General features: G+C 62.5%; 32 protein-coding genes. 17 read left to right on the top strand and 15 right to left on the bottom strand.

The window, feature by feature from the left end:
- Nucleotides 1–21: 21 nt before the first annotated feature.
- The 6 genes from ACMGFL_RS15275 to ACMGFL_RS15250 form a co-directional block, all read right to left on the bottom strand.
- Entirely contained in the window at nt 22–567 is a 546-nt protein-coding gene (locus tag ACMGFL_RS15275; RefSeq protein ID WP_436936391.1) for a halocyanin domain-containing protein, read from the bottom strand.
- A gap of 1,533 nt (nt 568–2,100) precedes the next feature.
- Complete coding sequence (locus tag ACMGFL_RS15270; RefSeq protein WP_436936390.1) at nt 2,101–2,655, bottom strand: GTP-dependent dephospho-CoA kinase family protein; 555 nt, start codon at nt 2,653–2,655, stop codon at nt 2,101–2,103.
- On the bottom strand, nt 2,656–2,856 hold the full coding sequence (gene spt4 / locus ACMGFL_RS15265) for a transcription elongation factor subunit Spt4 (protein WP_436936466.1): 201 nt from the start codon (nt 2,854–2,856) through the stop codon (nt 2,656–2,658).
- The gene (locus ACMGFL_RS15260; RefSeq protein WP_436936389.1) at nt 2,853–3,431 is read right to left on the bottom strand and encodes a DNA-directed RNA polymerase; all 579 of its coding nucleotides are present in this window, start codon (nt 3,429–3,431) and stop codon (nt 2,853–2,855) included. Before ACMGFL_RS15260 ends, spt4 begins: the two co-directional genes overlap by 4 nt.
- 17 nt (nt 3,432–3,448) lie before the next feature.
- A complete protein-coding gene (locus tag ACMGFL_RS15255; RefSeq protein ID WP_436936388.1) occupies nt 3,449–3,829 on the bottom strand; it encodes a type II toxin-antitoxin system VapC family toxin in 381 nt (126 codons plus the stop codon).
- Nucleotides 3,826–5,052 (bottom strand): translation initiation factor IF-2 subunit gamma, encoded by a 1,227-nt coding sequence (locus tag ACMGFL_RS15250; protein WP_436936387.1) that lies wholly within the window; start codon nt 5,050–5,052, stop codon nt 3,826–3,828. Before ACMGFL_RS15250 ends, ACMGFL_RS15255 begins: the two co-directional genes overlap by 4 nt.
- 171 nt (nt 5,053–5,223) lie before the next feature.
- Between ACMGFL_RS15250 and ACMGFL_RS15245 the strand changes: the two genes are divergently transcribed.
- Nucleotides 5,224–5,673 carry a high-potential iron-sulfur protein gene (locus tag ACMGFL_RS15245; RefSeq protein ID WP_436936386.1) on the top strand — a complete coding sequence of 150 codons (450 nt, stop codon included), beginning with the start codon at nt 5,224–5,226 and terminating at the stop codon, nt 5,671–5,673.
- 29 nt (nt 5,674–5,702) lie between these two features.
- Nucleotides 5,703–6,662: a DUF5787 family protein gene (locus tag ACMGFL_RS15240; protein ID WP_436936385.1), complete on the top strand. Its 960-nt coding sequence runs from the start codon at nt 5,703–5,705 to the stop codon at nt 6,660–6,662.
- 93 nt (nt 6,663–6,755) lie between these two features.
- On the opposite strand, the gene ACMGFL_RS15235 is transcribed toward ACMGFL_RS15240, so the two are convergent.
- Nucleotides 6,756–7,256, bottom strand: a complete 501-nt coding sequence (locus tag ACMGFL_RS15235) for a DUF7858 family protein (protein WP_436936384.1) — start codon at nt 7,254–7,256, stop codon at nt 6,756–6,758.
- 203 nt (nt 7,257–7,459) lie between these two features.
- Between ACMGFL_RS15235 and ACMGFL_RS15230 the strand changes: the two genes are divergently transcribed.
- The 8 genes from ACMGFL_RS15230 (at nt 7,460) to ACMGFL_RS15195 (ending at nt 14,819) form a co-directional block, all read left to right on the top strand.
- Nucleotides 7,460–8,335, top strand: coding sequence for a transcription initiation factor IIB (locus ACMGFL_RS15230; RefSeq protein ID WP_436936383.1), 876 nt, complete (start codon nt 7,460–7,462; stop codon nt 8,333–8,335).
- A 56-nt stretch (nt 8,336–8,391) separates the two neighbouring features.
- Nucleotides 8,392–10,368, top strand: a complete 1,977-nt coding sequence (locus ACMGFL_RS15225; protein WP_436936382.1) for a DUF460 domain-containing protein — start codon at nt 8,392–8,394, stop codon at nt 10,366–10,368.
- Between the two features lie 159 nt (nt 10,369–10,527).
- Nucleotides 10,528–11,295, top strand: coding sequence for a PAS domain S-box protein (locus ACMGFL_RS15220; RefSeq protein WP_436936381.1), 768 nt, complete (start codon nt 10,528–10,530; stop codon nt 11,293–11,295).
- Nucleotides 11,295–11,747, top strand: a complete 453-nt coding sequence (locus ACMGFL_RS15215; protein ID WP_436936380.1) for an STAS domain-containing protein — start codon at nt 11,295–11,297, stop codon at nt 11,745–11,747. Before ACMGFL_RS15220 ends, ACMGFL_RS15215 begins: the two co-directional genes overlap by 1 nt.
- Nucleotides 11,740–12,210 carry an anti-sigma regulatory factor gene (locus tag ACMGFL_RS15210; RefSeq protein ID WP_436936379.1) on the top strand — a complete coding sequence of 157 codons (471 nt, stop codon included), beginning with the start codon at nt 11,740–11,742 and terminating at the stop codon, nt 12,208–12,210. Before ACMGFL_RS15215 ends, ACMGFL_RS15210 begins: the two co-directional genes overlap by 8 nt.
- Nucleotides 12,207–13,226, top strand: a complete 1,020-nt coding sequence (locus tag ACMGFL_RS15205; protein WP_436936378.1) for an ATP-binding protein — start codon at nt 12,207–12,209, stop codon at nt 13,224–13,226. The genes ACMGFL_RS15210 and ACMGFL_RS15205 overlap by 4 nt, the downstream gene beginning before the upstream one ends.
- Before the next feature lie 85 nt (nt 13,227–13,311).
- The gene (locus ACMGFL_RS15200; RefSeq protein ID WP_436936377.1) at nt 13,312–14,553 is read left to right on the top strand and encodes a sensor histidine kinase; all 1,242 of its coding nucleotides are present in this window, start codon (nt 13,312–13,314) and stop codon (nt 14,551–14,553) included.
- A 74-nt stretch (nt 14,554–14,627) separates the two neighbouring features.
- The gene (locus tag ACMGFL_RS15195) at nt 14,628–14,819 is read left to right on the top strand and encodes a hypothetical protein (protein ID WP_436936376.1); all 192 of its coding nucleotides are present in this window, start codon (nt 14,628–14,630) and stop codon (nt 14,817–14,819) included.
- A 17-nt stretch (nt 14,820–14,836) separates the two neighbouring features.
- Here ACMGFL_RS15195 and ACMGFL_RS15190 read toward each other — a convergent pair whose 3' ends face one another.
- Nucleotides 14,837–15,025, bottom strand: a complete 189-nt coding sequence (locus ACMGFL_RS15190) for a DUF7470 family protein (protein ID WP_436936375.1) — start codon at nt 15,023–15,025, stop codon at nt 14,837–14,839.
- Between the two features lie 101 nt (nt 15,026–15,126).
- Here ACMGFL_RS15190 and eif1A point away from each other — a divergent pair, with 101 nt between their 5' ends.
- A complete protein-coding gene (gene eif1A / locus ACMGFL_RS15185; RefSeq protein ID WP_436936374.1) occupies nt 15,127–15,414 on the top strand; it encodes a translation initiation factor eIF-1A in 288 nt (95 codons plus the stop codon).
- A 94-nt stretch (nt 15,415–15,508) separates the two neighbouring features.
- Nucleotides 15,509–16,369, top strand: coding sequence for a serine/threonine-protein kinase Rio1 (gene rio1 / locus ACMGFL_RS15180; RefSeq protein WP_436936373.1), 861 nt, complete (start codon nt 15,509–15,511; stop codon nt 16,367–16,369).
- A 65-nt stretch (nt 16,370–16,434) separates the two neighbouring features.
- On the opposite strand, the gene ACMGFL_RS15175 is transcribed toward rio1, so the two are convergent.
- A complete protein-coding gene (locus ACMGFL_RS15175) occupies nt 16,435–17,277 on the bottom strand; it encodes an FkbM family methyltransferase (RefSeq protein ID WP_436936372.1) in 843 nt (280 codons plus the stop codon).
- Between the two features lie 280 nt (nt 17,278–17,557).
- Here ACMGFL_RS15175 and ACMGFL_RS15170 point away from each other — a divergent pair, with 280 nt between their 5' ends.
- From ACMGFL_RS15170 to ACMGFL_RS15160, 3 genes are all read left to right on the top strand, one after another.
- Nucleotides 17,558–18,106: a KH domain-containing protein gene (locus ACMGFL_RS15170; protein WP_436936371.1), complete on the top strand. Its 549-nt coding sequence runs from the start codon at nt 17,558–17,560 to the stop codon at nt 18,104–18,106.
- Between the two features lie 124 nt (nt 18,107–18,230).
- A complete protein-coding gene (locus tag ACMGFL_RS15165; RefSeq protein WP_436936465.1) occupies nt 18,231–19,892 on the top strand; it encodes a sensor histidine kinase in 1,662 nt (553 codons plus the stop codon).
- Between the two features lie 79 nt (nt 19,893–19,971).
- On the top strand, nt 19,972–20,418 hold the full coding sequence (locus tag ACMGFL_RS15160) for a peroxiredoxin (RefSeq protein ID WP_436936370.1): 447 nt from the start codon (nt 19,972–19,974) through the stop codon (nt 20,416–20,418).
- 14 nt (nt 20,419–20,432) lie between these two features.
- Here the strand turns inward: ACMGFL_RS15160 and ACMGFL_RS15155 are convergent, their stop codons facing one another.
- The 6 genes from ACMGFL_RS15155 to hisB form a co-directional block, all read right to left on the bottom strand.
- A complete protein-coding gene (locus tag ACMGFL_RS15155; protein ID WP_436936369.1) occupies nt 20,433–21,644 on the bottom strand; it encodes an A24 family peptidase in 1,212 nt (403 codons plus the stop codon).
- A 109-nt stretch (nt 21,645–21,753) separates the two neighbouring features.
- Nucleotides 21,754–22,458, bottom strand: coding sequence for a DUF5828 family protein (locus ACMGFL_RS15150; protein ID WP_436936368.1), 705 nt, complete (start codon nt 22,456–22,458; stop codon nt 21,754–21,756).
- Nucleotides 22,459–22,570: 112 nt separating this feature from the next.
- Nucleotides 22,571–23,173: an IMPACT family protein gene (locus tag ACMGFL_RS15145; protein WP_436936367.1), complete on the bottom strand. Its 603-nt coding sequence runs from the start codon at nt 23,171–23,173 to the stop codon at nt 22,571–22,573.
- On the bottom strand, nt 23,170–23,673 hold the full coding sequence (gene trpY / locus ACMGFL_RS15140) for a TrpY family transcription regulator (RefSeq protein ID WP_436936366.1): 504 nt from the start codon (nt 23,671–23,673) through the stop codon (nt 23,170–23,172). Before trpY ends, ACMGFL_RS15145 begins: the two co-directional genes overlap by 4 nt.
- Nucleotides 23,674–23,769: 96 nt before the next feature.
- A complete protein-coding gene (locus ACMGFL_RS15135; RefSeq protein ID WP_436936365.1) occupies nt 23,770–24,426 on the bottom strand; it encodes a lactate utilization protein in 657 nt (218 codons plus the stop codon).
- A 123-nt stretch (nt 24,427–24,549) separates the two neighbouring features.
- Nucleotides 24,550–25,137, bottom strand: coding sequence for an imidazoleglycerol-phosphate dehydratase HisB (gene hisB, locus ACMGFL_RS15130; protein ID WP_436936364.1), 588 nt, complete (start codon nt 25,135–25,137; stop codon nt 24,550–24,552).
- 190 nt (nt 25,138–25,327) lie between these two features.
- On the opposite strand from hisB, the gene ACMGFL_RS15125 reads away from it, so the two are divergent.
- Nucleotides 25,328–25,609: an AbrB/MazE/SpoVT family DNA-binding domain-containing protein gene (locus ACMGFL_RS15125; RefSeq protein WP_436936363.1), complete on the top strand. Its 282-nt coding sequence runs from the start codon at nt 25,328–25,330 to the stop codon at nt 25,607–25,609.
- Nucleotides 25,606–26,082, top strand: coding sequence for a type II toxin-antitoxin system VapC family toxin (locus ACMGFL_RS15120; RefSeq protein ID WP_436936362.1), 477 nt, complete (start codon nt 25,606–25,608; stop codon nt 26,080–26,082). Before ACMGFL_RS15125 ends, ACMGFL_RS15120 begins: the two co-directional genes overlap by 4 nt.
- Nucleotides 26,083–26,094 lie beyond the last annotated feature (12 nt).

Below are 26,094 nucleotides of genomic sequence, written 5' to 3'. Positions count from 1 at the left end.
CACTACGAGCGTTTTGGCGGTTCAATCCACAACGACGGAACCTTTCATTCCGAGCGACAGGTGCGGCTCACAGTGATAAAGCGCAATACCAGACTCATCGAACGTGTAGGAGTACTCGTTATCAGCACCTTCAACTGGTTCCCCAGAGCTGAACTCGTAGTCGGATTCACCGATCTGGTCGTCCGGTTCTGCTTCGACGTTGTGTAGGCTCCCCTCGCCAGTCCAATCCCACAGAACCTCGGTTCCAGTCGAAACAGCCACTGCGGATGGCCCGTAGGCGTACCCATCCCCGTTTCCTTCTGCGCCGACGTCTATCGTCACGTCACTATCGTCGCGGAGATCCACAATTTCTCCCTCGTAAGTATCATCCGCATCCCCGATATCTGTCTCGGTCATCCACTCGTCGACGGCCGGATAGTCGCTTCCAGGAATTGTATCAGTGCCGTTTCCGTCACCGTTGTCATCGCCAGCACACCCTGCAAGACCAATCAACCCGGCGGTCGAGAGAGCGCCAACCGAGTGAAGAACTGTTCGTCTGTCTACGTCGGGAAGGCGTGAGCGGGCCATCTCAATAGAACAATAAGTCGCCCAATAAGATATAACAAACCATAATTATCCCCAAGTGATAACTAATGGTGTTTTTGAAACATTAGCCAAAATAGGCCTGATAGCACGCGTACTACCCTACTCCCGTTGACGAATATCGAGAGGTCGTCAATACGTCTTGTAGGGGTAAATAAAACAGGAGATGCTCCGATCCGAGTTCGCCCGGTATCGGTCGGTGAGAATCACCAGTATGGACTGCCTTTGCAACCAGGTAATTATATCCAAAATTGAGTTTGAAATAATCTTCGACGAGTCGGGGAAACATCGCAGACGACAGGTTGTCATAGATAGCGTGTCCCTGTAGCAGTGCAGTTTCACAGCCTGGGCTGGGGAAGAATTCGCGCGCAAAGAACGCATAGCGACCATCCCAATCGGCGAATTGAGACAGGCAATCATCGATCGAGACAGAGGCATCTTTCCCGAGAGGCTCGTCAGTAATCCGGTCAGCAAATGGATTGATCGACCGCCACTCTGGCGATGGAGTGTTCGACGAACGCTCGTGATAAAAGTCGATACAGCAGTCCGGGTAGCCGTGTAGTCGTCCCTGATACCGTTCGAATTTATAAAACGAGTCGCTCACGAGTGCATCGATATTTCGCTGGAGTATCTCTTCCGGCGTTATCGGATCGTCACTCTGAAAGAGATAGATGCGTGCCCCGTACTGAAGGAGGTTCCCGGTCTGTAGCCACTCCGGAACAACGAAACACCGACCTGGAAACTGATCTTTGAGATAATTTACTTCCGGAAGTTGCTGTAACTCTCGGCGAAACTTCGCCGACGCAGTCCGGAGACTTTCCTCGGTAAGTGACGAAACGTCGACCTCGATACGCTCGTATGTCCGTCTCGATTCGCGAATGTCTCGCAGTCGTTCTTTGTGATTTGCGTTCGAGGACCGCTCCGTATCGCCGTCAAATGCATCGATAGCGCGTAACTGTCCAGAAAAGTACGTCTCGTCTAATTGGATGCTCGTCCCCCGTCGCTGGTCAGCAAGCACGGTGTAACTATCTAGAGCAGTAAACGTTGGAAGGGACAAGATGTCTCGTTGTCGGTTCATTCTGTCGGGTGTTCGCTGAGCGTCAGCGTGTACGTGTCCGGGATCGGTATTATATCATATTGACACTCGAAGACAGTGGCGAGCAGTCATCAGTGTCAGATTCGTTGACTCCTCGCCGAACCTGACCGAGATGCATACTCATTTCCCTCTCTTGGTGGTGTCGATTCCGACGACTTTCTTATTCATAATACACTCAAGTGTTAGATTACAGCGAGGTGTTATTATATCTGGGATCGTTCTCAGTCACTGAGAAGTACTGTCGCGACTCGGCGAACCAGTCGGCTGTCAGGTCTGCAACCTCTTCGAGATGCCTGCTTCCTCGAAGCGGTGACCAGCATCGAGACAGCTCTTCATATAGCCGCTCGTCGAGTCGTTCCACCTGAAACGCAGCGCACGCGCGGCTGACGTGCGTCAGACACACCTACGGAGTTCGACAATTCCTACGCCGGGACGCCGAGCAGCGACCACAGCTGGGCAGCGTCGCCGTCCATCTGCGAGAGCAGGTCGCGAGCGCGCTCGCGTGACTGTCGGTCGACCGGAACGTGGACCATCCCTTCCCCGGGCTGGCCGTAGACGACGCTCGCACCCTCGGGTGCGGCGAGAATAGCCGGTAGCACCGCCAGGTCCTCCTCGCCGTCGACGACGAGCAGCGTCCGGCCGTCCCCGTTGAGCGCCTCCGCGAGCGCAGAGAGCAGGTCGGCGGTGAGCGTCGCCGGTGGGTTGGTCACTACCAGTTCGCGGTCGTAGTCGTGCCCGAAGACGACGCGTGCGACTGTCTCGTCGACGGCGGCGCGCTCGGTTCGCTCGTCCGCGACGGCGACGGTCGGCGTCCGCCCTGCTTCGAGCACGTGGTAGGTCACGACGTCGCCGACGGTGATAAGCGGCGACGACCCGACAGCGTCGAGCAGTTCGTCAGTGTCGGTGTAAATCGAGCCGAGTGGCTCTTTGAGGTCAGAGCGCAGCGATTCGGGGAGTTCGACGACAGTCTCGCTCACTTATCGCACCTTCAGCGCGTACGTGCCGGGTTCTGTCACTTCCATCTCGTCGGCAATCTCGCTTTGCTCGGGGTGGGCGATGACGACGTAGCCAGCCCAGTCCTCGGTCAGCGACGTCGAACCACAGGCGTCACAGGCTTCGGCCTCCTCGGTTTCCTGCACGCGGTGACACTCCCGGCAGACGAGTCGATCGGCCATCAGTTATCACCCGCTTCGGCCTGGGCCTGGCGCTTCTCGCGTTCCTCCTTGAGCCAGCCGTGCTTGCCCAGTCCGACCTGCTTTGCGGTCAGCCCAATCTTCGAGTCCCGCGGGTTGCGCTCGTCGATGCTCTTCGTGACGATGCGCGTGCGGACGGAGTCGCCAGTGCCGAGCGTGCGGTTGGACTCACTGGATGCGAGTTGCTGGCCCTCGCTGTCGAAGGCCAGATACTCGTCGGAGATCTGGGAAACGTGCAACAGTCCGTCGACTGGCCCGATGCCGACGAACGCGCCGAAGTTGACCACCTCGACGACTTCGCCGTCGACGACCTCCTGCATCTGTGGGTCGAAGGTGAGCGCGTCGAACTCGGCTTCGTAGTAGACGCCGGGTTCGTTCGGGAGCACCGCCCCGTCGCCGATATCGTGGACGTCGATGACGGACACGACCGAGCCCACGTCCTCGTCGACGCGTCCTTCGAGTTTGTCCTGCAGCAACTTCTTCACGAGATCCGGCGTGACGTCTGCCAGATGCTCCGGCGGTACCTCGACCGTATCGCGTAGTGTGACCCGTTTGTACATAGAGATGATCGACTCGATTATGATTGAGTGATAGCTAGTTTGTTCTTCCCGCGTAAACTAATTACTGATATGTCCCGAGCGAGCGCGCGCTCCTGGACGTCCCCGTCGTTGGTGACGACGTGTGTCGCGTCGACAGTCTCAGCGAGTTCGAGCACCGCGTCGTCTGCGTATGCTTCCGCGGTGTCGCGGACGGCACAGCGCTCGCGGGCCAGATCCAGCCCGACGCTCGCTGCCGTCGCCGCCGTGTTGCTGCCCGCAGAGAGTTTTTCGAGTTCGGCAACGACCGCCGACGGGATGAGATAGTCGACCCTGCCCAGCAGCCGCTCGATCTCCTCGAAGACGCGAACGTCACATTCGACGGGCATCATGAGTGCGTTGGTGTCGAGAACGACGGTCACTGTATCGTGCCGTAGCCGATGAGCCGCCAGCGCGCGCCGACGCGGCGGTTGATCGCTATCTTGACGCCCTCGCGGGCGCAGACCGGTCGCTTGAGTTGTACTTCACACTCGTCGCCCCGGGCGCTCGTGACCGATCCGACTGTCGTCGCCGTGCCCACAGTGAGCATCAGCGGCTCGCCGGTCGAAATCTGCTCGACGTCGCCGCCGTCCTCGCCGACGATGCGGTCGAGCAGGTTGACGCTCATCGTAAAGGACTCGTGAACAGGCGGGAGTGTCCCCGGCGGCCCGGCAACCTGTCCGGCGAGCGCGTCGCCTTTCGTGATCGCCGGGTCGAGTCCGGTCCCGACACCGAGCAGGCCGCCGGGCGTCGCTTTGTCGACGGTGTCGTCGCCAGCCTGCAGGGATCGGATGGTCGTCTCGACGGGCGTCCACTCGGTCTGGCCGCCCTCCTCGACCTCTCGGCCGGGGCGCAGTTCGATGTCGTCGCCGACTTCGAGTTCGCCAGCGGCGAGCGAGCCCCCGAGGACGCCGCCGGTCAGCCCCTCCCAGGTCGTCCCCGGGCGGTTGATGTCGAAGCTCCGGGCGACGAGCAGTTCTGCGTCCGCGTCGGGGTCGCGCTCGGGCGTCGGAATCTCCTCCTCGATGGCCTGGATGAGCAGGTCAATGTTGACCTCCTGCTGGGCGCTGACCGGAACGATCGGCGCGCCCTCCGCGACGGTGCCCTCGACGAAGGACTGGATCTGCTCGTAGCTCTCTTCGGCCCGCGCGCGGTCGACCAGATCGATCTTGTTCTGGGCGATCACGATGTTGTCGATGCCGATGAGATCGAGTGCCATCAGGTGTTCTTCAGTCTGTGCCTGGGGGACGTCCTCGCTCGCCGAGATGACGAGCACCGCCCCGTCCATGATCGACGCGCCGGAGAGCATCGTCGCCATCAGCGTCTCGTGGCCAGGTGCATCGACGAACGAGACCGTCCGAAGTGGCTCGCTCGTCGATCCGTCGGGACACTCCTCGTCGACGGTGTACCGCTCGGGTTCGTCCAGATCCGGACACGACCGGAACGTCGTGTCGGCATAGCCAAGTCGGATCGAGATCCCGCGTTTCATCTCTTCGGAGTGCTGATCCGTCCACTGTCCGCTCAACGCCTGGACCAGCGTCGTCTTTCCGTGGTCGACGTGGCCGACGAGTCCGATGTTCACCTCCGGTTGGTTGTTCGCTGTCATCTCGGGAGTAATATGCGTTGAGTTTGGCTCGCTGCGGGTGATAAAGCTACTGTTTGCGATTTCTGCCCCCGTCTCAACGCACGCGGCGTACCCTCGACGTGTCGCTGAGCATCGAATCGATGCAAACGACTGCATCAGAATATTCTTGTGGCCGCGAACGGAACACAGGGTATGGACGACGACTCACAACAGTCCCGTCGAAGATTCCTTGCGCTGGCCAGTAGTGCCTCGGTGCTTGGCCTCGCAGGCTGTCTTGGCCATCACAGCGAGCCACACCCGAGCGAGCGAACGAAAGAGTTCTTCAGCGCGGACATGAATCGCCCGCTCCCGGAAGGGAGAGAAGAATGTGTGAGTATCGACGGGTACGAGCGTGACCCGAACAGCCTTGCCGCGAAGGGCGATGTCCAGTATCAGTTCCACCCACACCACGGTAGCGGCGGTGTCAACGATACCGAGATGTGTGCGAACTGTCGGTTCTTCTGTCCTGCAACGGACGGCGACAGGATCGGTGCCTGTGCCAGAGTTGCGGGCGGCATCCGTTCTCAGGACTGGTGTGCGCTCTGGCAGCCAACAGAGGAACTGCAACAGCTCCGCGACGAGCGCGCGAGCGGATCGGAGTAGCTTATTTTCGTTCGTCCCATAGGACGTCTGTGCAGGAGTTCGGCTTCGAACTCGCGCTGTGTGCCCATCTCGAACGAGAACGAGAGTGGATTCTGAGCCGCCAGCTCGGCACGCACATTCACGGACGGCGGGTGATGGACATCGTCTGTGTCGAACCCGGTTCGGCGTTCGAGAAGCGCCAGCGACTCACGCCGGAGACGATCCCGCCGAAAGCGATCGAAAGCGAGGTCGGTGCCGGGACGGCGACCTACTGGAAGGACGCGTTCGACTGTCATCCCGAGCGCGCGAAATCGATCACCGAGCAGGCCGTCGAGTGTGGCTTTTTCGAGCGCGAGCGACGAAACGGTCGCACCTACGTCAGACAGACTGCCCGCTATCCGGCGTGGCACGACCGCATCGTCGGCATCGAGAACAAGCCAGACCTGGATCGACCGGGCGCACTCGAAACGCAACTGCTGACTGACGTGAAAGCGGGCGTCCTCGATGCAGTCGTGCTCGCGACGGCCTCGCACGTGACCGGCGCACACCGCAACCGCATCCCCGACGAGGTGGGCATCTGGCAGTTCGACCCCGCCACTGGCGAGCGGGAGGTACTCCGCGAACCCACGCCGCTGTCGCCGGACTCACCCGGTATCGAGATTCTCAACCGGGACCCGACGCGGACTGAGATCCGACCGGTCACGGCAGCGGAGAAGGCGCGGCGCCGCCGCACGCTCGCAGAGCGCGCCTACGGGAAGGGCTGGCGAACCTACGAACTCCCGGACTGTGTCCGCCTCGACCCCGACGAGACTGGGCTTCCCTACTGCCCGTTCCACGACCGGATCGTTCGGCCTGCGACGGACTGTGGGTCCGAGTGTGCGGGCTACGACACGAGTGGTGACCGAAAGCGGGGACTCGACGCCGAGCAGTTGCGCGCCGAGCGGTCGCCGTGGGAACCCGACCCGCCGGGCCCGAGCCAGCAGTCGGGGCTGAGTCGGTTTCGCGAGTGATACTGTCGGCTGTCCGTGCGGACAAATATTCGCCACCCGGAGTGGCGAAGTATGTTCGAGATGGGAAAGCCGACAGTATGAGGCTCCGGGAGGCTACAGCAGGTCAGTAGCATCACTCATCGTCTCGGCGAGTGGCTGTCCAGTCTCGTCGCGGGCAGCGAGTAACCCCTCGACGGCGGCACAGGCCGCCTCGATGGGTTCGTGGGTTTCGACGTAGACGGCGAGTGCGAACTCGGTTTCGCCGAGGCGAGAGAGCGTCAGCGCGTCAGTTCGAGAGAGGTCGCCAGCGATCCAGTCCCGGACGACATCACGCGCGGTCGGGCCCGCGGGCGAGACTGACTCGCCGAGCAGGTGAAGTGTCTTGGCGGTGGTCACAGGCGGAACCCCTGCTGCCCGGCCCGCCGCACCGACGGATCCGCCCGCAGCGTACCGTTCGAGGATGGTCGCGGCCGCCGACGCATTACAGGGAAGCGACTCCTCGAACTCAGCGAGTCGTTTCGAGAGCGTTGCGTCCGTGTCGTCGACGGTCGCAACGCCACGCTCCTGCTGGCGCTCCGTGACGGTCACCCCCGCCGCAATCTCCGACAACCCCATTAGCTGACAGTCCGCTCGGACTGGATAAAAAAGCTACGTGTTCGTCGACGGAATGTGTGGACCCGAGAGAGTGACGGAGACGTATCAGCACTGCCAGCCCCGAGCTACCTACCGGTTACCGGTAGGTACTGGCCGCGGGTTCCGACCGAATTCGACCAGTTCGTGGCCTCTTTAAAAGGCCATCCCGGGACAAGCTTCAATTGATGACGGCGACGACAGCAACAGTCTGTCCGGAGTGTGAGGGAACGGTACGCGCGAGCGAAACGGAGACGGTCTGCACGAGCTGTGGGCTGGTGGTCGACGAACACGCGATCGATCCCGGGCCAGAGTGGCGCTCGTTCGCCGATGACGATACGAACCCGGAGCGGACGGGTGCGCCCCTGACGCGGTCACGACACGACCGTGGCCTCTCGACAGAGATCGGCCGGTCGACCCGTCTCAAGGGTCGCAAACGGCGACAGATGGCTCGCCTGCGCACCCAGCACAAGCGCACGCAGATCCGCTCGAAGGCAGAGCGCAATCGGGTGTACGCCTTCACCGAAATCGACCGGCTGACGAGCGCGCTCGACCTGCCGGAACACATTCAGGAGCAGTCCTGCGTGCTCTTCGAGTCGGCACAGGATGAAGGGCTTCTCCAGGGGCGGTCCATCGAGGGCTTCGCCGCGGCCGCCGTGTACGCGACCTGTCGGGTGAGTTCGCTCTCGCGGACGCTGCCGGAGGTGACCGAGGAATCGAAAGCCTCGCGGGGGGAACTGGACGCCGCCTACGACGCGATGAACCGCGACCTGGGGCTGTCGACCGGGCCGATCGATCCGAGTGAGTATCTCGCCCGGTTCGCGAGCGAACTCGATGTGGAACAGACGGTCGAGCGACGCGCCCGGGAGTTCGCGGAGCAGGCACGCGAGCAGGGCATCGACAACGGTCGAAACCCCCGTGGCGTCGCGGCTGGCTGTCTGTACGCCGCAGCACAGCACGCAGACGAGAAGCTGACCCAGCAGGAGGCGGCCGACGTGGCCGACGTGACGCCAGTGACGCTCCGGGGGACCTACACAGCGCTTGCAGGCGAGGCGTCATCGTGACGGTGAACCCCGATTCAGCGTAGCGTTAATACGAACTCGTCCCGTATCGGTATCCAGTGAGCGATCGCACGGCCGCACTCGATTCGGTCATCTTCGGCGTCGACGTACAAAGCGGTGACGTCCGGGGGGACGCACCCTCGTACGCGCTCGTCGTCTTCGACGGCGAAGGGGTCGAACGGGACGTGGTCAGCTACCGAAAACTCCGCCGTCGCATCGAGAGCGAGGAGCCGTCGCTTGTCGGGACGGACAACATGTACGAACTTGCGGAGGACAAGGACAGCCTCGTCCACTTCCTCGGGACACTCCCGGCCGGGACGCGACTGGTGCAGGTGACCGGTGCCGAGCAGCCGGAACCGCTCTCGCGCGTCGCCTCCCGTCACGGCGTCCCCTACGGGAAAGACCCGATGCAGGAGGCCGAAGCGGCGGCGCGGCTGGCGGCCGCGAACGTCGGCCACGAGGTGACGGCTTTCACCGACCGAACCGAGGTGAAAGTCTCCCGGGGCCGCTCGACGGGAAGCGGAGGGTACAGCGAGGACCGATACACCCGGAAGATCCACGGCGCGGTCAAGCGCCGGGCCAGAGCGGTCGAGTCGACGCTCGACGACAACGCGCTGGAGTACGACCGCGACGTGACCGAGAAGTACGGCGGGTTCGCAAACGCCGTCTTCACCGTCGAGGCACGGCCCGAGGACATCCCGGTCACGACCGGCCGGTCAGGAGACGTTCGCGTCGAGATGGAGCGAAAGCGCCGCGACGGAATCGAGTTTCGCCCGCTCGCGAAGCGTCGCGACCCCGTCGTCGTCGGGATCGACCCGGGAACGACGACGGCCGCCGCCGTGGTCGGCCTCGACGGCGAGGTGCTCGACGTGATGAGCACGCGCACGGCAGACACCGCGGCGGTCATCGAGTGGGTGATCGAGCGCGGTCGGCCGGTCGTCGTCGCGGCCGACGTGGCGGGGATGCCCGAGACCGTCGAGAAGATCCGGCGGAGCTTCGAGGCGGCGGGCTGGACGCCCGACCGGGACCTGCCGGTCGACGTGAAGAAACACCGAACCCGGGAGACGGGCTACGACAACGACCACGAGCGCGACGCCATCGCGGCGGCGCTCGGGGCCTACGACGACCGAGCCGACCAGTTCGACCGCATCGCCGCCAAAGTCCCGCCGCGGGAGGACCTCGGGACGGTACTTGCGCGAGTGGTCACCGACGAGGAGTCCGTCGAGTCAGTGCTTGCAGACCTGCGTGACGACTCGGGAGACGACGAGGAGACCAGCGAACACGTCGAACAGGAGACCTCACCCGAGCAACGGCGCATCCGACAACTTGAGACGCAGGTGAACCAGCTACAGGACTACGTGGCGGATCTGGAATCGACCGTCGAGTCTCGTGACGACCGGATCGAGGAACTCGAATCTGAGCTATCGGAGGCCCGCCGCGAGGAGCGACGCGAGGCACGCGAGCGCCGACAGGTCACGCGTCTCGAACGGGAAACCGACCGACTGGAGCACGAACTCGACGAGAAGGAAGGACGGATTGCGGAGCTGGAGGGGAAACTGGAGCGGCTGAAGACGCTCTGGAAGCTCGACCACTCGAATTTCGCTGACGTGGCCGAGAAGAAGGCGGGACTGGTTCCGGTGAAGGTGATCGAGCAGTTCACCCGCGATGCGATCAGAGATGCCGACGAGCAGTTCGGCCTCGCGGAGGACGATATCGTCATGTTACGGGACGCGAGCGGTGCCGGGCAGTCGACAGCGGAGTTGCTCGCGGACGTGAACCCCAGAGTCGTGCTCCGGAACGGACAGCTCTCGGAGATGGCCGACGCCGTCCTGTTCGACGCCGACATCCCCGTCGCGCCCGCGGACAGCGTCACCGTCCAGGAGGTCGACGAACTCGCGGTCGCCCGCGAATCCGAGGTCGAGGAGGCCATCGACGCCTATTACGACCGCGCGGCCGAGCGAAAGCGCGAGCAGCGCGCCGAACTCGTCGACCAACTCATCAGCGAACACCGCGCCGACCGCCGCGAGCGGGGATGAAAACGTGAGACCGGAGCGACGTCGCAACCGTCATACTGTCGGCTGTAAGTACGTACAAATATTCGCCACCCCGGTGGCGAATTATTTTCGAGATGTTACAGCCGACAGTATCAGCAGGAGTGACACAGTCTTTATCACTTGACCGCCCCGATCACGACCATGGAATCGGATCTGATTGCGTCAGCAATCGACGAACTTGACGATATCTTCTACGTGTTCACGCCAGACGGTGAGTACATCGAATGGAACGACCAGCTTTCGACAGTGACGGGGTACAGCGACGGCGAACTCGACGACAAAGAGCCAAACGACCTGTTTACCGGTGACGACCGTGCGGCGGTCGAAGAGGCCATCGCGACAGTGATCGAAACCGAACAGCGAAACGCAGTGCAGGCCGAAATCGAGACGAAGCGAGGCACCGAAATCCCGTACGAACTTTCGTTTGCGCCCCTCGATCGGGAGGGGGAACTCGAAGCGATCGCCGGGATCGGGCGAGACATCTCGAAGCGACTGGAAAACGAGCGACGACTTCGCGAGTTGGCGGCGGAGATCCGGTCGAAGTCGATGCCAGTCGTCGAAATCTGGGACGGCGTTATCCTCACGACGATCGTGGGGTCGCTCGACACACAGCAGGCGGAGAATCTGACCGAAGACCTGCTCCAGTCGATAGTCGAAGTGGAGGCGTCGGTCGCGCTGATCGACATCACGGGCGTGGAGGCGCTGGACACGGCGACGGCACAGCACCTCATCGACACGGTAAACGCGGTCGACCTGCTCGGGTCTGACGTGATTATCACCGGTATCAGCCCGGAAATCGCCCAGACGCTCGTCCAGATCGGGATCCGACTGGAGGGGATCGAGACGCAGTCCTCACTGATGGAGGGGCTGCGCCAGGCGCTGACGTGGCGGGGGGTCGCGTTCAACTGATGGCCCCCAGATCGACTGCGATCAACGAAGTGTTCGGCGTGTTGCTCGCCACGTTTCCGGCCGAGCCGACAGACCGGGCGGTAAACGACCTCCAGGAGTCGCTTTTGCGGGAGGTCGATGACGTCCAGCCGGATGGGGTCGTCATCGACATCTCCCGGGTGACGACGCTCGACTCGTTTTTCGCCCGCGTCATCTCCGATACGGCCGACATGGTGTCGCTGATGGGCGGCGACGTCGTCATCGTCGGCACGCGCCCGAGCGTCGCGATCACTGCAGCAGAGCTTGGATACGGGTTCGAGGACATCGAGACGGCACGCGACATCGACCACGCGCTCTCGATGCTCGGTGTCGCGGAGACAGACGACATCCCGGACATCGATCAGGGAGAATCCGAGGCGACCAACCAGACTGGGAGTTCCGCTTCAGAGGGAGTACAGAACCGACATGAGTGAGAGCCGTGGGGACGAGCGGAGCCACGGCAGTTCGCCAGTCGATGATCTCGACGACGCGACAGTCACACGTTCGGGGGCGGTTTCGATCACGAGCGAGGACGACATCCTCGAAGCGCGTCAGACAGTCAGGACGGTGGCGGAAGAGTCCGGCTTCGGCCTCACGGACGTGACACGCATCGTGACCGCCGTGTCGGAACTCGCACGGAACATCTTCCTGTATGCCGAGGAGGGCCGGATGGAGTATCGGGTACTGACCGCGGCGGGCGAGGAGGGGATCGAACTGGTTTTCGACGACGACGGGCCGGGGGTCGAGAACGTGGATGCAGCACTGCAAGGCAATCACTCCACGTCGGATGGGATGGGACGCGGACTCGTGGGGACGCGGGAACTCATGGACGAGTTTCACATCGAGACGAGCGCGTCCGAGGGTACGACCATCACCATCCGGAAGTGGCACAGATGATCGACATCGAGACGACCAGACAGGAACACCACCAGTTGCAGGTCGACGCGGACACCGTCCTCGCCAGACAGACGGCGACGGCGTACGCGGAGGCGGTCGGCTTTCCCGAGCAGGCAGTTTCAGAGGTCGGTGTCGTCGCCTCGGAACTCGGTGAGAACATCATCAAACACGCAGACAGCGGCCAGCTCGTCGTCTCGCAGATCAGCGCAGACGACCGCGCGGGGATCCGTCTCGAATCGGTCGATGTCGGACCGGGGATCGACGACGTCGACGCGGCGTTTGCCGACGGCGTCTCGACGGCGGGAACTCTCGGGAGCGGTCTGGGCGCGGTCAATCGGCTGATGGACCGAGTGACGGTGTCGGGAGAGCCGATCGACGGCACGAGAGTCGTCGCAGACCGGTGGGTGAAACCGACCTACGAGCGGACGATGGACGCGCCGGTCGATGTCGGCGCGGCGACGCGGCCGAAGGTGCCAAACGAGCCAAACGGGGACAGCTTCGTGCTCAAGCGCTGGGACGACTCGGCGCTGTTCGGCGTGATAGACGGGCTGGGACACGGAAAGCAGGGGCAAAACGCGGCGACCGCGGCGCAGGCGTACGTCGAGCGACACTTCGACCGGCCGTTCGAGGAACTGTTCGAGGGAACCGACCGGGCCTGTCGCGGGACGCGCGGCGTGGTGATGGCGCTCGCACGGTTCGACTGGCGTGAGCGGACAGTCACCGTCGCCGGGGTCGGCAACGTCTCGATGCGACTCGACGGGGACGGGCACGACTCGATCCCGATGCGGCGGGGCGTCGTCGGCGGGAACAGCACGACACCGCTCGTCGAGACGGTCGACTGGCAGCCGGACGACCGACTGGTGATACACTCAGACGGTGTCAAGTCCCGCTGGGGCTGGGACGACTGGTCGGACATCGCCGGAGAGCCAGCGGCCGTGCAGGCCCGGACGCTGCTCGACCGCTACGGCAAGGACGACGACGCGACCGTGCTGGTCGTTGCAGGCACCGGGAGGTGACGGCGAACTGGCTCGACGCTGTTATCGCTGCCCGAAAACCGTCGACAAGATATAGGTGGTACCGTCCCTAGCGGGCACAGAATCGATGGAGACGGAGGAGCTACTCGAGCGACTGGAGGAACAGGCGAGGGGAGACGGGGAACACGGACCGCTGTTCGGCGCGGCGGCCGAACAGATCCGGGACCAGCAGTCTCGCATCGAGTCACTCACTGCGGAACTCGAAGAGACCAACGAGGGGATGGTAGCGCTAACCGTCGAGTTACAGGAGGCCGAACAGCGGTATCGGTCGCTGTTCGAGGAGGCCGTCGAGGGGATCTACAAGACGACGCCGGACGCCCGCCGGTACCGGATGGCGAACCAGTCACTCGCCGAGATACTCGGCTACGACGACCCCGAGCAGTTGCAACAGAGCGTCAGCGTCGAGGACGTGTTCGTCGACCCACAGCGGTACGAGACCTACCGGTCGACGCTCCAGCGCGAGGGTGAACTCGAAGACTTCGAGTACCGAGTGCGCCGAGCGGACGGCAGCATCAGGTGGGTCACGGACAACGTCCGGGCGATCACCGACCAGCGCGACCAGCCGAGCTACCGGGGTGGGGTGGTCGACATCACGGAGCGAAAGGAGTACGAGACGCGCCTCGAAGAGCGAAACGAGGCGCTCGAAGCGCTCAACCGGGTCGTCCGCCACGACATCGGCAACGACGTGCAGGCGGTCGCGACGTGGGCCCAACAGCTCACAGACCACGTCGAACCCGAGGGGCGGGATGCGCTCGAACGCGTCCGGCGGAAGGCCGACAGCATCGCACAGATAACCCGAGAGGCCGCCGCCGTGCTGGAGACGCTCACGGACGAGACGGTCGAACTTGACGCGGTCGCGCTCGAACCGGTGCTCACCGACGAGATCGAGCGACAGCGAACGTCCCATCCGAACGCGACGTTCGCGGTGACGACGGAGATCCCGTATGTGCAGGTCAGGGCAAACGAGATGCTCGGGTCGGTGTTCCGGAACGTCCTCACGAACGCAATCGTCCACAACGACTCCGCGGAGCCACGCGTCGAGATCACGTGTAAGATGCGGGACGAGACCGTTCTCGTCTCGATCGCAGACAACGGACCCGGGATCGACGACGACCAGGCGGGAGCGATCTTCGAGAAGGGCGTCCAGTCCATCGACAGTGACGGCACCGGGATCGGGCTCTTTCTGGTCGACTATCTACTCGATGCCTACGGCGGATCCGTCCAGATCGAGGACGCAGACGGCGTGGAGACGGCAGAGCCGACCGTCGACGGCGCGATGTTCGTGCTGGAGTTCGAGCGCGTGGAGTGACCGTCGCAACGCGTGCGGGGAGAGTGTCGTTTCAAAAACATAGTAGTGAACGAGAACGCTACCGTCGGTCGAAAATGAAAGAGACAGCACGTGACGGGAGGCTGCGCGGGAAGGTACGGTACTCGGTGTTACTGGTCGTCGTTACGGTGGTCGTCGCAGGGACAATCGGCTATCTCGACGGCAACCTCCGGATGGGCGTGGTAATTGGTCTCGGGGTGGGGGTGGGGTTTGTGATCGTGCACCTGTTGCGGCCCCTCAACGGATAGTGAGACGCCGACGGCAGTCAGACCATCCCGCCCATGCCGAGCGCAGAGAGGAGATTTCGAACCATGCCGAACACGACGAGTCCGAGGCCAGCGATGACGAGCGCGATGCCGCCACCGATGAGCAGGTTTTCCGAGGCGACGAGAGCGACACCGGCGAGCACAAAGAGGAGTCCGAGGACGCCAGCGATGCCGAGTTTGTTGAGCATACGAGTGTCTGGACGGGCGGGGATAAAAACTCGCCCGTTCGAGGTGAGTCCAGTCGATACAGTTGAAAAGGTTAAATCCCCACCCGGCCGAAAGGGGATGTATGAGCGACGACGAGGGGCGAACGGACCTTCGGATGCCCGACGACGACGAGGTGTTCGCCGTCGTCACGGACATGCTCGGCGCGAACCGCGTCCGAGTCCGATGTATGGACGGCGTCGAACGCACGGCTCGCATCCCCGGCAAGATGCAAAAGCGCATCTGGATCCGGGAGGACGACGTGGTACTGGTCGAGCCCTGGGACTGGCAAGACGAGAAGGCCGACATCACCTGGCGCTACGAGAAACAGGAGGCCGACCAGCTCCGCGAGGAAGGCCACATCCAGGCCTGAATCCCGGCCGCGAGGACTGGCGACGACGCTCTTCTGATACTGCTGGCTGTATGAGCTACAGTCTTTTGCATCTCGGGCGCGTACGGCCCACCAGATGGACACGGAGTACGGCCTACTCGACACAGACAGAGAGGAACCGCCAGGCGACGAGTGGGAGGAGATCGATTATTCCGACACAGAGGCCGACCGCATCGCACGCGAGCGCGACCGAGAGTTCAACAAGTTTCGGAAGCGACTGACCGACGCTGACCAGTTCAAACTCGAAGAGTCGGTGTTCGACGAAGCGACCTACGGGGCGCTGTACAAACTCGTTCAGGACGGGTACATCGACGCCTTCGGTGGACCGGTCTCGACCGGAAAGGAAGCGAACGTCTACACCGCACTCGCTGGCGACAAGGAGGTCGCAGTCAAGATTTACCGGATCAACGCCTCGGACTTTCGCGAGATGGGCGAGTATCTAGAGGGTGACCCGCGCTTCGAGAAGGTCGGCGACAAGTTGGCGGTCGTGCTCGCGTGGGTTCGCAAGGAGTTCGCCAATCTGCGTCGAGCGCGCGAGGCGAACGTTCGCGTCCCGGAGCCGATTGCCGTCGAGCGAAACGTGCTTGTCATGGAGTACATCGGCACCGAGACGGGGCGGGCGAAGCGACTCACTGAAGTCGAGATCGAAAATCCCGAAACTGCCTACGAGGTCGTCCGGGAGTACATGCGCAGACTCTATTCGGCTGGACTCGTCCACGGCGACCTCTCCGAGTTCAACATCGTCTTTCACGAGGGGCAGCTGGTCATCATCGACCTCGGGCAGGCGGTGACAGTCCATCACCCAAACAGCGACGAGTTTCTCGACCGGGATTGTGAGAACGTCGCGAACTTCTTCGCCAGACAGGGCATCGAAACCGACGGCAGCCAACTGCGCGAGTACATCGAGGCGAACGCGGATCCGACTCCATCGGGGTAGCGTACAGGGCGTCGTTGAGGGGAATCAACAGTGTACCACGTCTGATTGCTTCGACGATCCCTCGTCTATTTTTCAGCGCGGAGAAATGTCTGGTAGCCATCCACCACCCGCTCTTCGACCGAAAAACCGTGGCTCTCGAGCACGTCGGTAATATCCGAGACTGAGTGGCCTTGCGATTGAAGTCGCTCTTCGTGTACTTCACAGTAGACGAGTCGACAGTCAGGGGACGACAGCGTTGACTCGAGTCCCTCGATAACACCCATCTCTGCCCCTTCGACATCGATTTTCAGAACGGTCGGCGGGGGCACCTGTTCGCTTTCGACGAACTCGTCTCCCGGTCTCGTTTCGACAGTGATCGTTTCGGTGTCCTCCTCTTCGTGATCGACCAGACTATGGCCAGCCGAACCGAGTCGTTCGATGTCGAATCCGGGGGCGAGCCGTAGCTCGGCTGTGCCTTCTGATGCGGCGAGTGCGCAACGATACACGGAGATGTCGCTCTCGTTGAGTGTGGCGTTTTGTTCCAGTCGGTCGGCGTTTTTCGGATGTGGTTCGAAGGCCACGACAGGCGACGTGACGATATCTGCGGCAAGACACGAATACAACCCAACGTTTGCCCCGAGGTCGTAGAAGACATCGTCAGCCCGAAGATTTGAAAGGAAATCATCCAGTATCGGTCGCTCTTTCAGCTCCAGAAAGTCGAAGTATTCCTGTCTGGTCAGGACAGAAAACTCCGCCTCGGCATTCCCGACTGTGACTCGATAGGTGTCACGCCGCAGTCGATACTGCTTGTATCTGAGGTCTCGCAGGCGTTTTTGTATGCCCCGCCATCTCCAGTACAGCCATGCGGCAATCGGGCGAATACCAAGCTTTGTCGATAATCTGTCGACAGTCTGTATTAGTTCACTCATTACCGTCAAAGACAGGGCCGGGTGTAAGACTATAGAGTGCATACTAGTCAGGACTGCTGTCGAGGGGAACCGGGTCAAGCCGTTAGTGAGACTACTCTCTTAGTAAGCCCTACGTATTCACGCACCGGAGCTGGTATCAAGAGTGTCTATTGTCTCTATTACATCAAATTCTGACTATTTTGAGGGTGTGGGGCACGCGTTCCTCTTTGAGAAGCGACGGGGCCTCTCGAGTGACGAGCGATACACTTTAACGGGTCTGTCACGTAGTTGAGTGTATATTATGCAGCACGTGAAGGTGCCCGACGACCGTATCGGGGTGTTGATCGGTCAGGGCGGCGAGACGATGCGGGAGATAGAGGAGCGCACGGAAGTGCGACTCGATATCGACTCCGAATCCGGCAAGGTCAGCATCGAGACGGTCGGCGACCCGGTTCTCGGTCTCAAGGGGCCGGACATCGTCAAGGCGATCGGCCGCGGGTTCGCACCCGAGGAAGCGCTGCGCCTGCTCGACGACGACATGATGATGTTCGACGTGGTCGACATCGACGCAGCCGCGCGAAACAAAAACGACCTCCGGCGACAGAAGGGCCGACTGATCGGCGAGAACGGCCGCACGCGGGAGTTGATGGAGGAGTTGACCGGTGCCTCGGTCGCCATCTACGGCTCGACGCTTTCGATCATCGGCGGTCCCAAACAGGTTGCGGCCGTCCGCGAGGCCGCCGAGATGATCTTGGACGGCGCACCACACGGGGCCGTGTACTCGTTTCTCGAACGCAAGCGAAACGAACTCAAGCACAAGGGGATGGAGTACCACCCCTACCACGGCTAGTGTCGTGTGTCTGCTGAGTGTCAGTGGCTGAACGACTGTCGAGAACGGAAACGAAGTAGAATCAACAATAAAAATCGAACAACAATATTGAAGCGCGTTCGATCAAAGAGTCAGCCACTTGAGCGTGAATCTCTCGGCAACTCTGCTGTGGGCGACACAGGCGACCGGAGTGCAGACGAACGCCACGTATCTCGGCTACGTGCTCGGCTTCGGGATCGCTGGAGTCGTCTGTCTCGGCGCGGTCAGGCGTGCTGAACAGGTCGAAGACGACGACGTCCGGCGGGGGCTGGTCTGGTTGCTCGGAACGACGAGCGCGTGGGCGTTTCTCAAGGTTGCATACTTCACGTTTCCTGGACGCGCTGCCGAGCCAGTGTATATTGCGGGTCTCATCTTCGGCTTCGCGACCGTGTGGGCGTGGCTGTACTTCTGTTCGGCGTACACCGGGCGGAACTACCACCGGGATTCGACGCTACGACGACTCGGTTCCGGGGTGTTTCTGAGCGTAGTCGCCGTCAAGGTCACGAACCCAGTTCACGGGCTGTACTTCGGGACGGCACGGGTCGACGATCCGTTCGCCCACGTGGCGATCGAACACGGCGTCTTCCACTGGACCGTGACTGGGTTGTCCTACGCACTCGCTGCGATGGGGGTGTTCATGCTCTTTGAACTGTATCGCCAGTCCGGATACGACACTCGACCGCTCGCGGTGCTCACGGGGCTTATCGCGGTCCCGGTCGCGGTCGATATCGGAGTGCTGTTCACGCCGGTGCTGCTCGACGTCATCTACGCGCCGCTCGGCGTCGCGGTGTTTGTCGTCGGCGTCCTGTACGTCTACGAGCGGGAGTTCATCGCCGTCGACCGGGCCGACGGGGAGAGCGACGCCGCCATCGTACTGAACGACGAGGGGCGGATCCGGGATTACACACCCGCCGCCGGGGCGTTGTTTCCCGAGCTTGAGGGGGCCATCGGCGAACCGCTCGGAGCGGTGGTGCCGTCGGTGGCCGAGCTCATCGAGCGCGACGAGCAGATCCTCGAAGACGCGCAGGCGGGGGAGACCCGGTACTACCTGACCACGACAAACCGTGTCTCGCTCGGTGAGACAACAGAAACAGTCGTGTTGCTGTCGGACGTCACCCGCGCGGAGCGGCGGCGGCGCGAGCTCGCCAGACACAACCGACAGCTCGAGAGTCTCGCGAGTGCGATGACTCACGAACTGCGGAATCTGTTGCAGATAATCGACTGGCGGCTGGCGGCCGCAAGCGACAGAGTCGACGACGGAACAGTCGAACACGAGTCGATCGAGACTGCCGCCGACACCAACGAGCGGATGGCAGACCTGGTCGAGGACTTCACGGCGGTCGCGAAGTACGGGCAGACGGTCGAGCACGTCGAGTCGGTGGACCTCGGAACCGCAGCCCGGGACGCGTGGCGGAGCGCCCTGACCGACGGCATGACTCTCCGGATCGAAACCGACGTGACGGTCGAAGCCGACCCCAGCCGTCTGGGAGAACTGTTTACGAACGCCTTCGAGTTCGCGCGACACAACGGCGCGGAGACAGTCACCGTTTCACACACCGCAGACGGGTTCGCCATCGAAGACGACGGCCGGTCGCTCGCCGGGGATCCAGACCGGTATCTCGCGTACGGCGAAGCGGTTCCGGACGCAGAGTCGGGTATGAAGCTCCCGAACGTGGACACGTTCGCCCGCGTGCACGGCTGGTCAGTCGCGGTCGAGGACGGCAACGACGGGATTCGGATCGAAATCACTGGCGTCCGGATGGAGTGATCGTGGACGGAGTGATGAGCGTGGCTCTCGAAGCGGTTCGAACCGTCGGACACTTGCTGGATGCCGTCGTAATGAGCGTATGGTACTCGAACCGGGGACAGCGGTCAAGCCGATCGAGGCGACAACTCAGGACGGCGAGCGCGTGAGCGTCCCCCTCGCGGAGCCGACGGTACTGTACTTCTATCCGCGTGACGACACGCCGGGCTGTACGACCGAGAGCACCGAGTTCGACGACCACCTGACGGAGTTCCGGGACGCTGGCGTCGCAGTCTACGGCATCTCGACGGACGACGCCGAGTCACATCGGGCGTTCGCGGAGAAACACGACCTCGACGTGACCTTGCTTGCGGATCCGGACGCCGTCATCGCGGAGGCGTTCGACGTGCCCGTCGAGAACGGCGCGGCCGCCCGGACGACGTTCGTCTGCGCCCGACAGCAGGTGTGTGGGGTCTACGAGGGCGTCCAGCCTGAAGGACACGCGAGCGCGGTGCTCGAAGATATGCGACAGATGAGCCTGATCGAGTAGCCGAAGGCGGACCGTCAGGCCACGCCGAGCCAGGTCAGCACCGCAAAGAGCACGTCGCCGTAGGTGAAGGCGACGACGAGTCCGAGAAACATCGGCACCAGAAACGGGATCCCCGGTGAGATCCACACGCGGTCGCGTTCGACGAGCGCGTCGAGACCCGCTCGCAACACCTCCGGGGAGGTGCCGTAGGCAGACCCCTCGATGTCGTCGAGAAACGCCTCGGCACCCCACGGGTCGTCGTAGGCTTGGGCGGACATCTGGTCGTCAGACTGGGCTGTCGTGTGGTCTGAACCAGAGGGTGTCTCGACAGCTGTCGAGGAGGTGGCATCGGACTCACCGAGCGTCTCGTCGGGGACAGCGACCGGATCCGCGCCGGGTGGGAAGGAGCCATCGCCGGGCGGATGTGGCTCCGCAGGAAGTGAGTCGGGGTCGCGATACCGGTCGGCGTTCGCGCGCAACTCAGCGAGGGTGCAGCCACGCCACTGGAGATACATCCGGAGCGCGTCCAGATCAAGTCCCCGATAAGAAAAGTACGAGCGGAGACCAGCGAGCGAGCGAACCTCGGTGAGCGACCGGTCTGCAAATTTGAGCATCACGCCGTACTCGCTCGTGGTCTCGTCCCACCGCAACGGCCGGGCGAAGAACATCCCGAGGGAGAACTGCCCGGCGAACGCATTTCGACCGGCCAGCACGACCGGATACAGCGCACCCAGCAACACGGTGTTCGTGAGGATGGTCAGCGAGAAGACACCGACTGTCGTCTCGACGACCGGAAGCGTCGCGAGCGCGCCCTCGATACCCAGGTCCGAGAGCGCGTACTCGGGATAGGTCGGAAAGAGGACGGCGACGACGAAAAACGCCTTCGCGTCCGCGCCACCGAATCCGCCGATGAGCCAGAACAGGTACGTGAGCGGGATCAGAAAGCCAATCGAGATGAGCGTCCGGATCAGGAACCGCTGCTGTTGCACGTCGGTCGCGTCACCCACAAACACCGCGAGCAGTTCCCAGCCGAGCAAGACGACCGCGAGCGCTGCGAGCGGATACCAGGTCCGGTTTGGCACGCGACGGGTTCTGATATCGCGATAGGCCACGTAGCCAAAGACCGGGAGCACGAGCAGTCGAAGCAGGTCCGGGATGGTCCCCACCGGCGTCTCGACAAATGAGACAGAAGAAATCGGGAACGACGACAGAGCAGAAACCGACGTCAGCGAGAGCGACGTGAGCATAGCGAGTACTGCACGGCGCTCCCTGTTAGAGATTGGGACTTGCAGTTGCTGTCAACGACTGCAGCGTTGGGTGCGACAGCTGTCGAATGTGGAGCCGACACTCGCCGAGTCAGTTCGTCTTCGAGTCGAGTTCGTCGCCGTTCTCGGGCGGTTCGACACCTTCGGCGGCGGCGACGGCTTCGGTTTGCTTTTCGGTGTCGATGTGCCATCGGTCGACCTCAGTCTCGTAGTCTGCGAGTTTGTTCGAGACCCTGATTTTCAGGTCGTCGTCGTTGACGTTGACCTCGAAGACGTACTCGGGGCCGTTGTCGCCGTCGATTCGACGAATATTCGCGCTGATCAGTTCGTTGTCGAAGTAATAGGGCGACATCTGGGTCATCACGTTCTGGTAGACGGCATCCTCGACTTTCCGGACGGCCTTGCGGCCAGCGGAGTCGGCCGCACGGGCGACGTAGTCGATGCTCTCGCCCCACTTGCCGACAGCCTCGTCCGGGTCGTCTAGATTCTCGTAGGACTCTGCGAGCTTCTCGCCCGCCGTCTGGAGGTCCTCGTCGGGTGCTTTGCCCTCCTTTTCCCCTGCGCCCTCCTCGACGTAGGCTTGCTGGGCAGTCTTTTCGCTGACGTCCTCGTCGAGGCGTTCGTGGCTCTTCGGTCGCCAGTCGTCGAACTCCGCGAGCAGTTCCTCGTCGATTGTCGCGTCGGCCTCGGTGACGACATCGCGGATGGCCCGACTGATGCGCTCACCGTGTTCGACCACCTCGACCCAACTCCCACGGCGCTTGAACCCGGAGACGCTCTCTTCTATCTCGGACATACTCGGGGCCTGATACTGATCGGATACGTGACCGACCGGAATAAGCCTTGTCGCCCAGGGCGAGTCTTGCGGTATCGACAGGCGTCGAACCCCCTCATTTCGGGTGGAAACATCACCCACGATCGACGGACGCACGGCCGCTGGTCGCGCTCCAAATGCGGTCGCGGACCCGTGCCGATTCTGATTCGGGAACGCGGACAACGAACTCGACGGCGCTCGCGTAGTCGGCCTCGAAGTCGGCGTCGGCGCTTTCGAGAATCCCCCGGACAGTCCCCGAGTCGTCGTATTCGACGGTGACAGTGAACGAATCGTGTGGCTCTCTGGTGACGATAGATGCGTCGTCGAGGCCGTCCTTGACTGCACGACTGTACGCGCGTGCGAGGCCGCCGACGCCGAGGTTCGTCCCGCCGTAATAGCGCGTGACGACGGCGACGACGTTCTCGACGCCCTCCTGCTGGAGCACGTTCAGTGCGGGTTTCCCGGCGCTTCCGGCGGGTTCGCCCGCGTCGCTGGCCCACTCGCGGAGCGGGTCCGCCCGGACTCGGTACGCGGGGACGTTGTGTGTGGCGTCGTCGTACTCCGCGCTGATCTGCTCACAGACGGACTCGGCGGCTTCGACTGACTGGACAGGAGCGACGTGACCGATGAACTCGGATCCACGGACGGCAAACTCCGCCCGGCCGCGACCCGCGACAGTTCGGTACGGTTCAGTCACGCGAGTTCGATGCGTCGCACGAAGTCGAAGTCGCGAATTTCGGTCAGCAGATCGCCGGGGATATCTCCGTCGGTGATGACGTACAGGCGCGGCTCGTCGGTGAACTCGGGGTCCTCACTTATCGTCTGTCGAATGGAGATGTCGCGGTCGGCGATGGCTTCGGTCACGGTGGCGACGATGCCCGACTCCTCGGCATCGCGGACAGCGACGGTCAGAACAGTCATGTCGAGGACGGGAGCGAGATCCATCAGACTCGGGATGGCAGAGATGTTCTGAAAGATCGGTCGGAGTTGGTCGTCGGCCAGAATCGCGTCCGTGGTTGCGTCGACGACCCGGCGGTCGACATCGACCTCTCGGGCGATTCCGGTGTTGGGTATCTCGATGCCGCCGGAGACGACGCGACCTTCGTCGTTGACAGAAAAGCCGCGTTCGAGCAGAAGGCGAATGACTCGCTGCTGACTCGGTGAGTCAGCGAACTTCTCCATGATCTCTTCGAACATATCGGATCCAACTGCCCACTCGCTCATAGGTGTTGGGCACGAGCGTTCATCGTCGGACAGAAATGGGCAATTTTTGCCCAGAACGGGACGATGTGGCTAGTAGCCGAACTGTTCGCGGATGAGTACGACGGTGGTGCGGCCCTCCTCGAGTTCCTGTCGGAAGATAAGTTGCTTGGCGATAGCCGACTCCACGCCGTAGGCGTCCTGTGCACGTTCGTTTTCGAGCGGGTAGGCGACGGATTCGAGTCGGTCGAGTGCATCGTCGAGCGTCGGGACGATCTTGTTCACGCCGCTGACGATGACGACGTTTCCGGCGGCAAAGGGATAGGCACCGATGCGACTGCCCGAGCGGTCCGCCGCGACGAGTTCGCCGGTCTGTGCGATGGCGTTGACGCCGCCCAGAAAGTAATCGGCCGTCTGTGATTCGCGGCGGGCAGCCTGGCGCTCGGCGTCGTCCTCGATGCTCCAGATGTCGTCGGGGAGACTCTCCCAGTCGTGGTCCCCTTCGCTCAGATACTCGACGAAACCGATCTCTTCGAGTGTGGTCGAGTGGCCGTTCATCACGGACGCGCCTTCGGGAATGCGCGACCGTATCTCCGCGAGCGCGTCGGAAGCGTCGTCAGCGACGACGACATCGAACCCGTTTGCCTCCAGATTCTCGACAGTGGCTTCGACGGTCTCCGCGGCGGGCAGGTCGTCCAGCGATTCGTCAATCTCGGTTTCGTCGACGTAGTCTGATTTCTGTTGAGACATGGTGACAGCAGTAGTCGTATCGACAGCAGCTAGTAGCCCGAGAACGCCCATAAGTGCTCGCGGACACCGGTGTCAGGAGGTGACATCGGTGTTACTGCGGATTGCTGACCGCGTTCGGGGAAGCTAGAGTTCGCCTTTCGTGCTCGGCGGGTCGCCCCGTCGCTCGTCGATGCGGGTGGCGTCGTCGAACGCGCGTGCGAAGGCCTTGAACAGTGCCTCGATTTCGTGGTGTGCGTTCCGCCCGGAGACGCTCGCGTGCAGCGTGACGCTGGCGTTTGTCGCCAGCGAGCGCATGAAGTGTCTGGCCATGTAGCTGGTCATCCCGCCGACGGACTCCTGGGAGAACTCGCCGTCGAACTCGAAGTGGGGGCGGCCACTCACATCGAGTACGACCGTGGCGCTCGCCTCGTCCATCGGGACGGTGCGGTCGGCGAATCGACTGATCGCGCGCTTCTCGCCCAGCGCCTCGTCGATGGCCGTCCCGACTGCGATTCCCACGTCCTCGACGGTGTGGTGGTCGTCGACAGCGAGGTCACCGTCGCAGTGGACGGTCAGGTCCACCAGGGCGTGCGTGGCGAAGGCGTCGAGCATGTGGTCGAAAAAGCCGATCCCCGTCTCGACGGTCACGTCGCCGTCCCCGTCGATGTCGAGCGTGACCTCGATGTCGGTCTCGGCCGTCTCACGGGTGACGGCCGCGGTTCTCCCGGTCATACGTCGATACTGGACGCCCGGCTATTTGGCCGTTGTGTCCGAGGGGCGGAGTGACAAAAACAGGAGTACACCCATCAACGACTGTTGTCACTCGAGACAGGTGCGCTCGCGATGTACTCTGACACACTCCTCTTCCAATCGGTATTACAAAGTCCGTAATACCTATATCAAATTACACGCTAGTGAGAGTATGCCTCGCGTCACCACCAAAGGTCAGGTCACCATCCCGAAGGAGATCCGGGAGGCGCTCGGGATCGAGCCCGGTGACGAGATCGCCTTCGAGAAAGTCGAGTCCGGCTACAAGATCCAGAAGAAGGCACCGACCACCGCAGAGGGGTCGGACCCCTTCGAGAAACACCGTGGCAGCGCCGAACGCAACGACACGATGCCGGACCGGATGCGTCGACTCCGCGGCGAATACCCCCGCGAGACCGGCACCGAAGCGGAGCGTGACCCGGGGGACGAGTCGTGATCACGGCAGTCGATACGAACGCCCTGCTCGCACTTTTGTACGACGACGAACACGCAGACAGGAGTGAAGCGGAACTTCGGCGCGCGTACACAGAGGGGCGAGTCGTGATTACGCCGGTCGTGTACGCCGAACTCGCAGCGGATGGCCACTTCGAGACGCCGTCGGACCTCGACCAGTTTCTCGAAGACTTCAGCATCCAACTCGTCGAGCCATCACAGGAGGGACTGTTCCGGGCTGGAGAACAATTCCAGGAATACACCGTACAGCGCCCGGATGGGCTGCAGTGTCCGTCGTGTGGGACGAAACAGGCTGTCCAGTGCGAAGACTGTGGGGGGAGTCTCACGCCGCGGCAACATATTGCTGCGGACTTCCTCATCGGCGGTCACGCGGCGGTCGACGGAGATGCGCTGGTCAGCTTCGACACCGCCTTCTACGAGACGTACTTTCCGGACGTCGACGTGTATCCCGAGTGACCTAGTTCAGAG

This window comes from Halovenus marina, from assembly GCF_051414115.1.
Lineage (GTDB): Archaea > Halobacteriota > Halobacteria > Halobacteriales > Haloarculaceae > Halovenus > Halovenus marina.
This window is presented reverse-complemented; position numbering and strand designations above follow the sequence as displayed.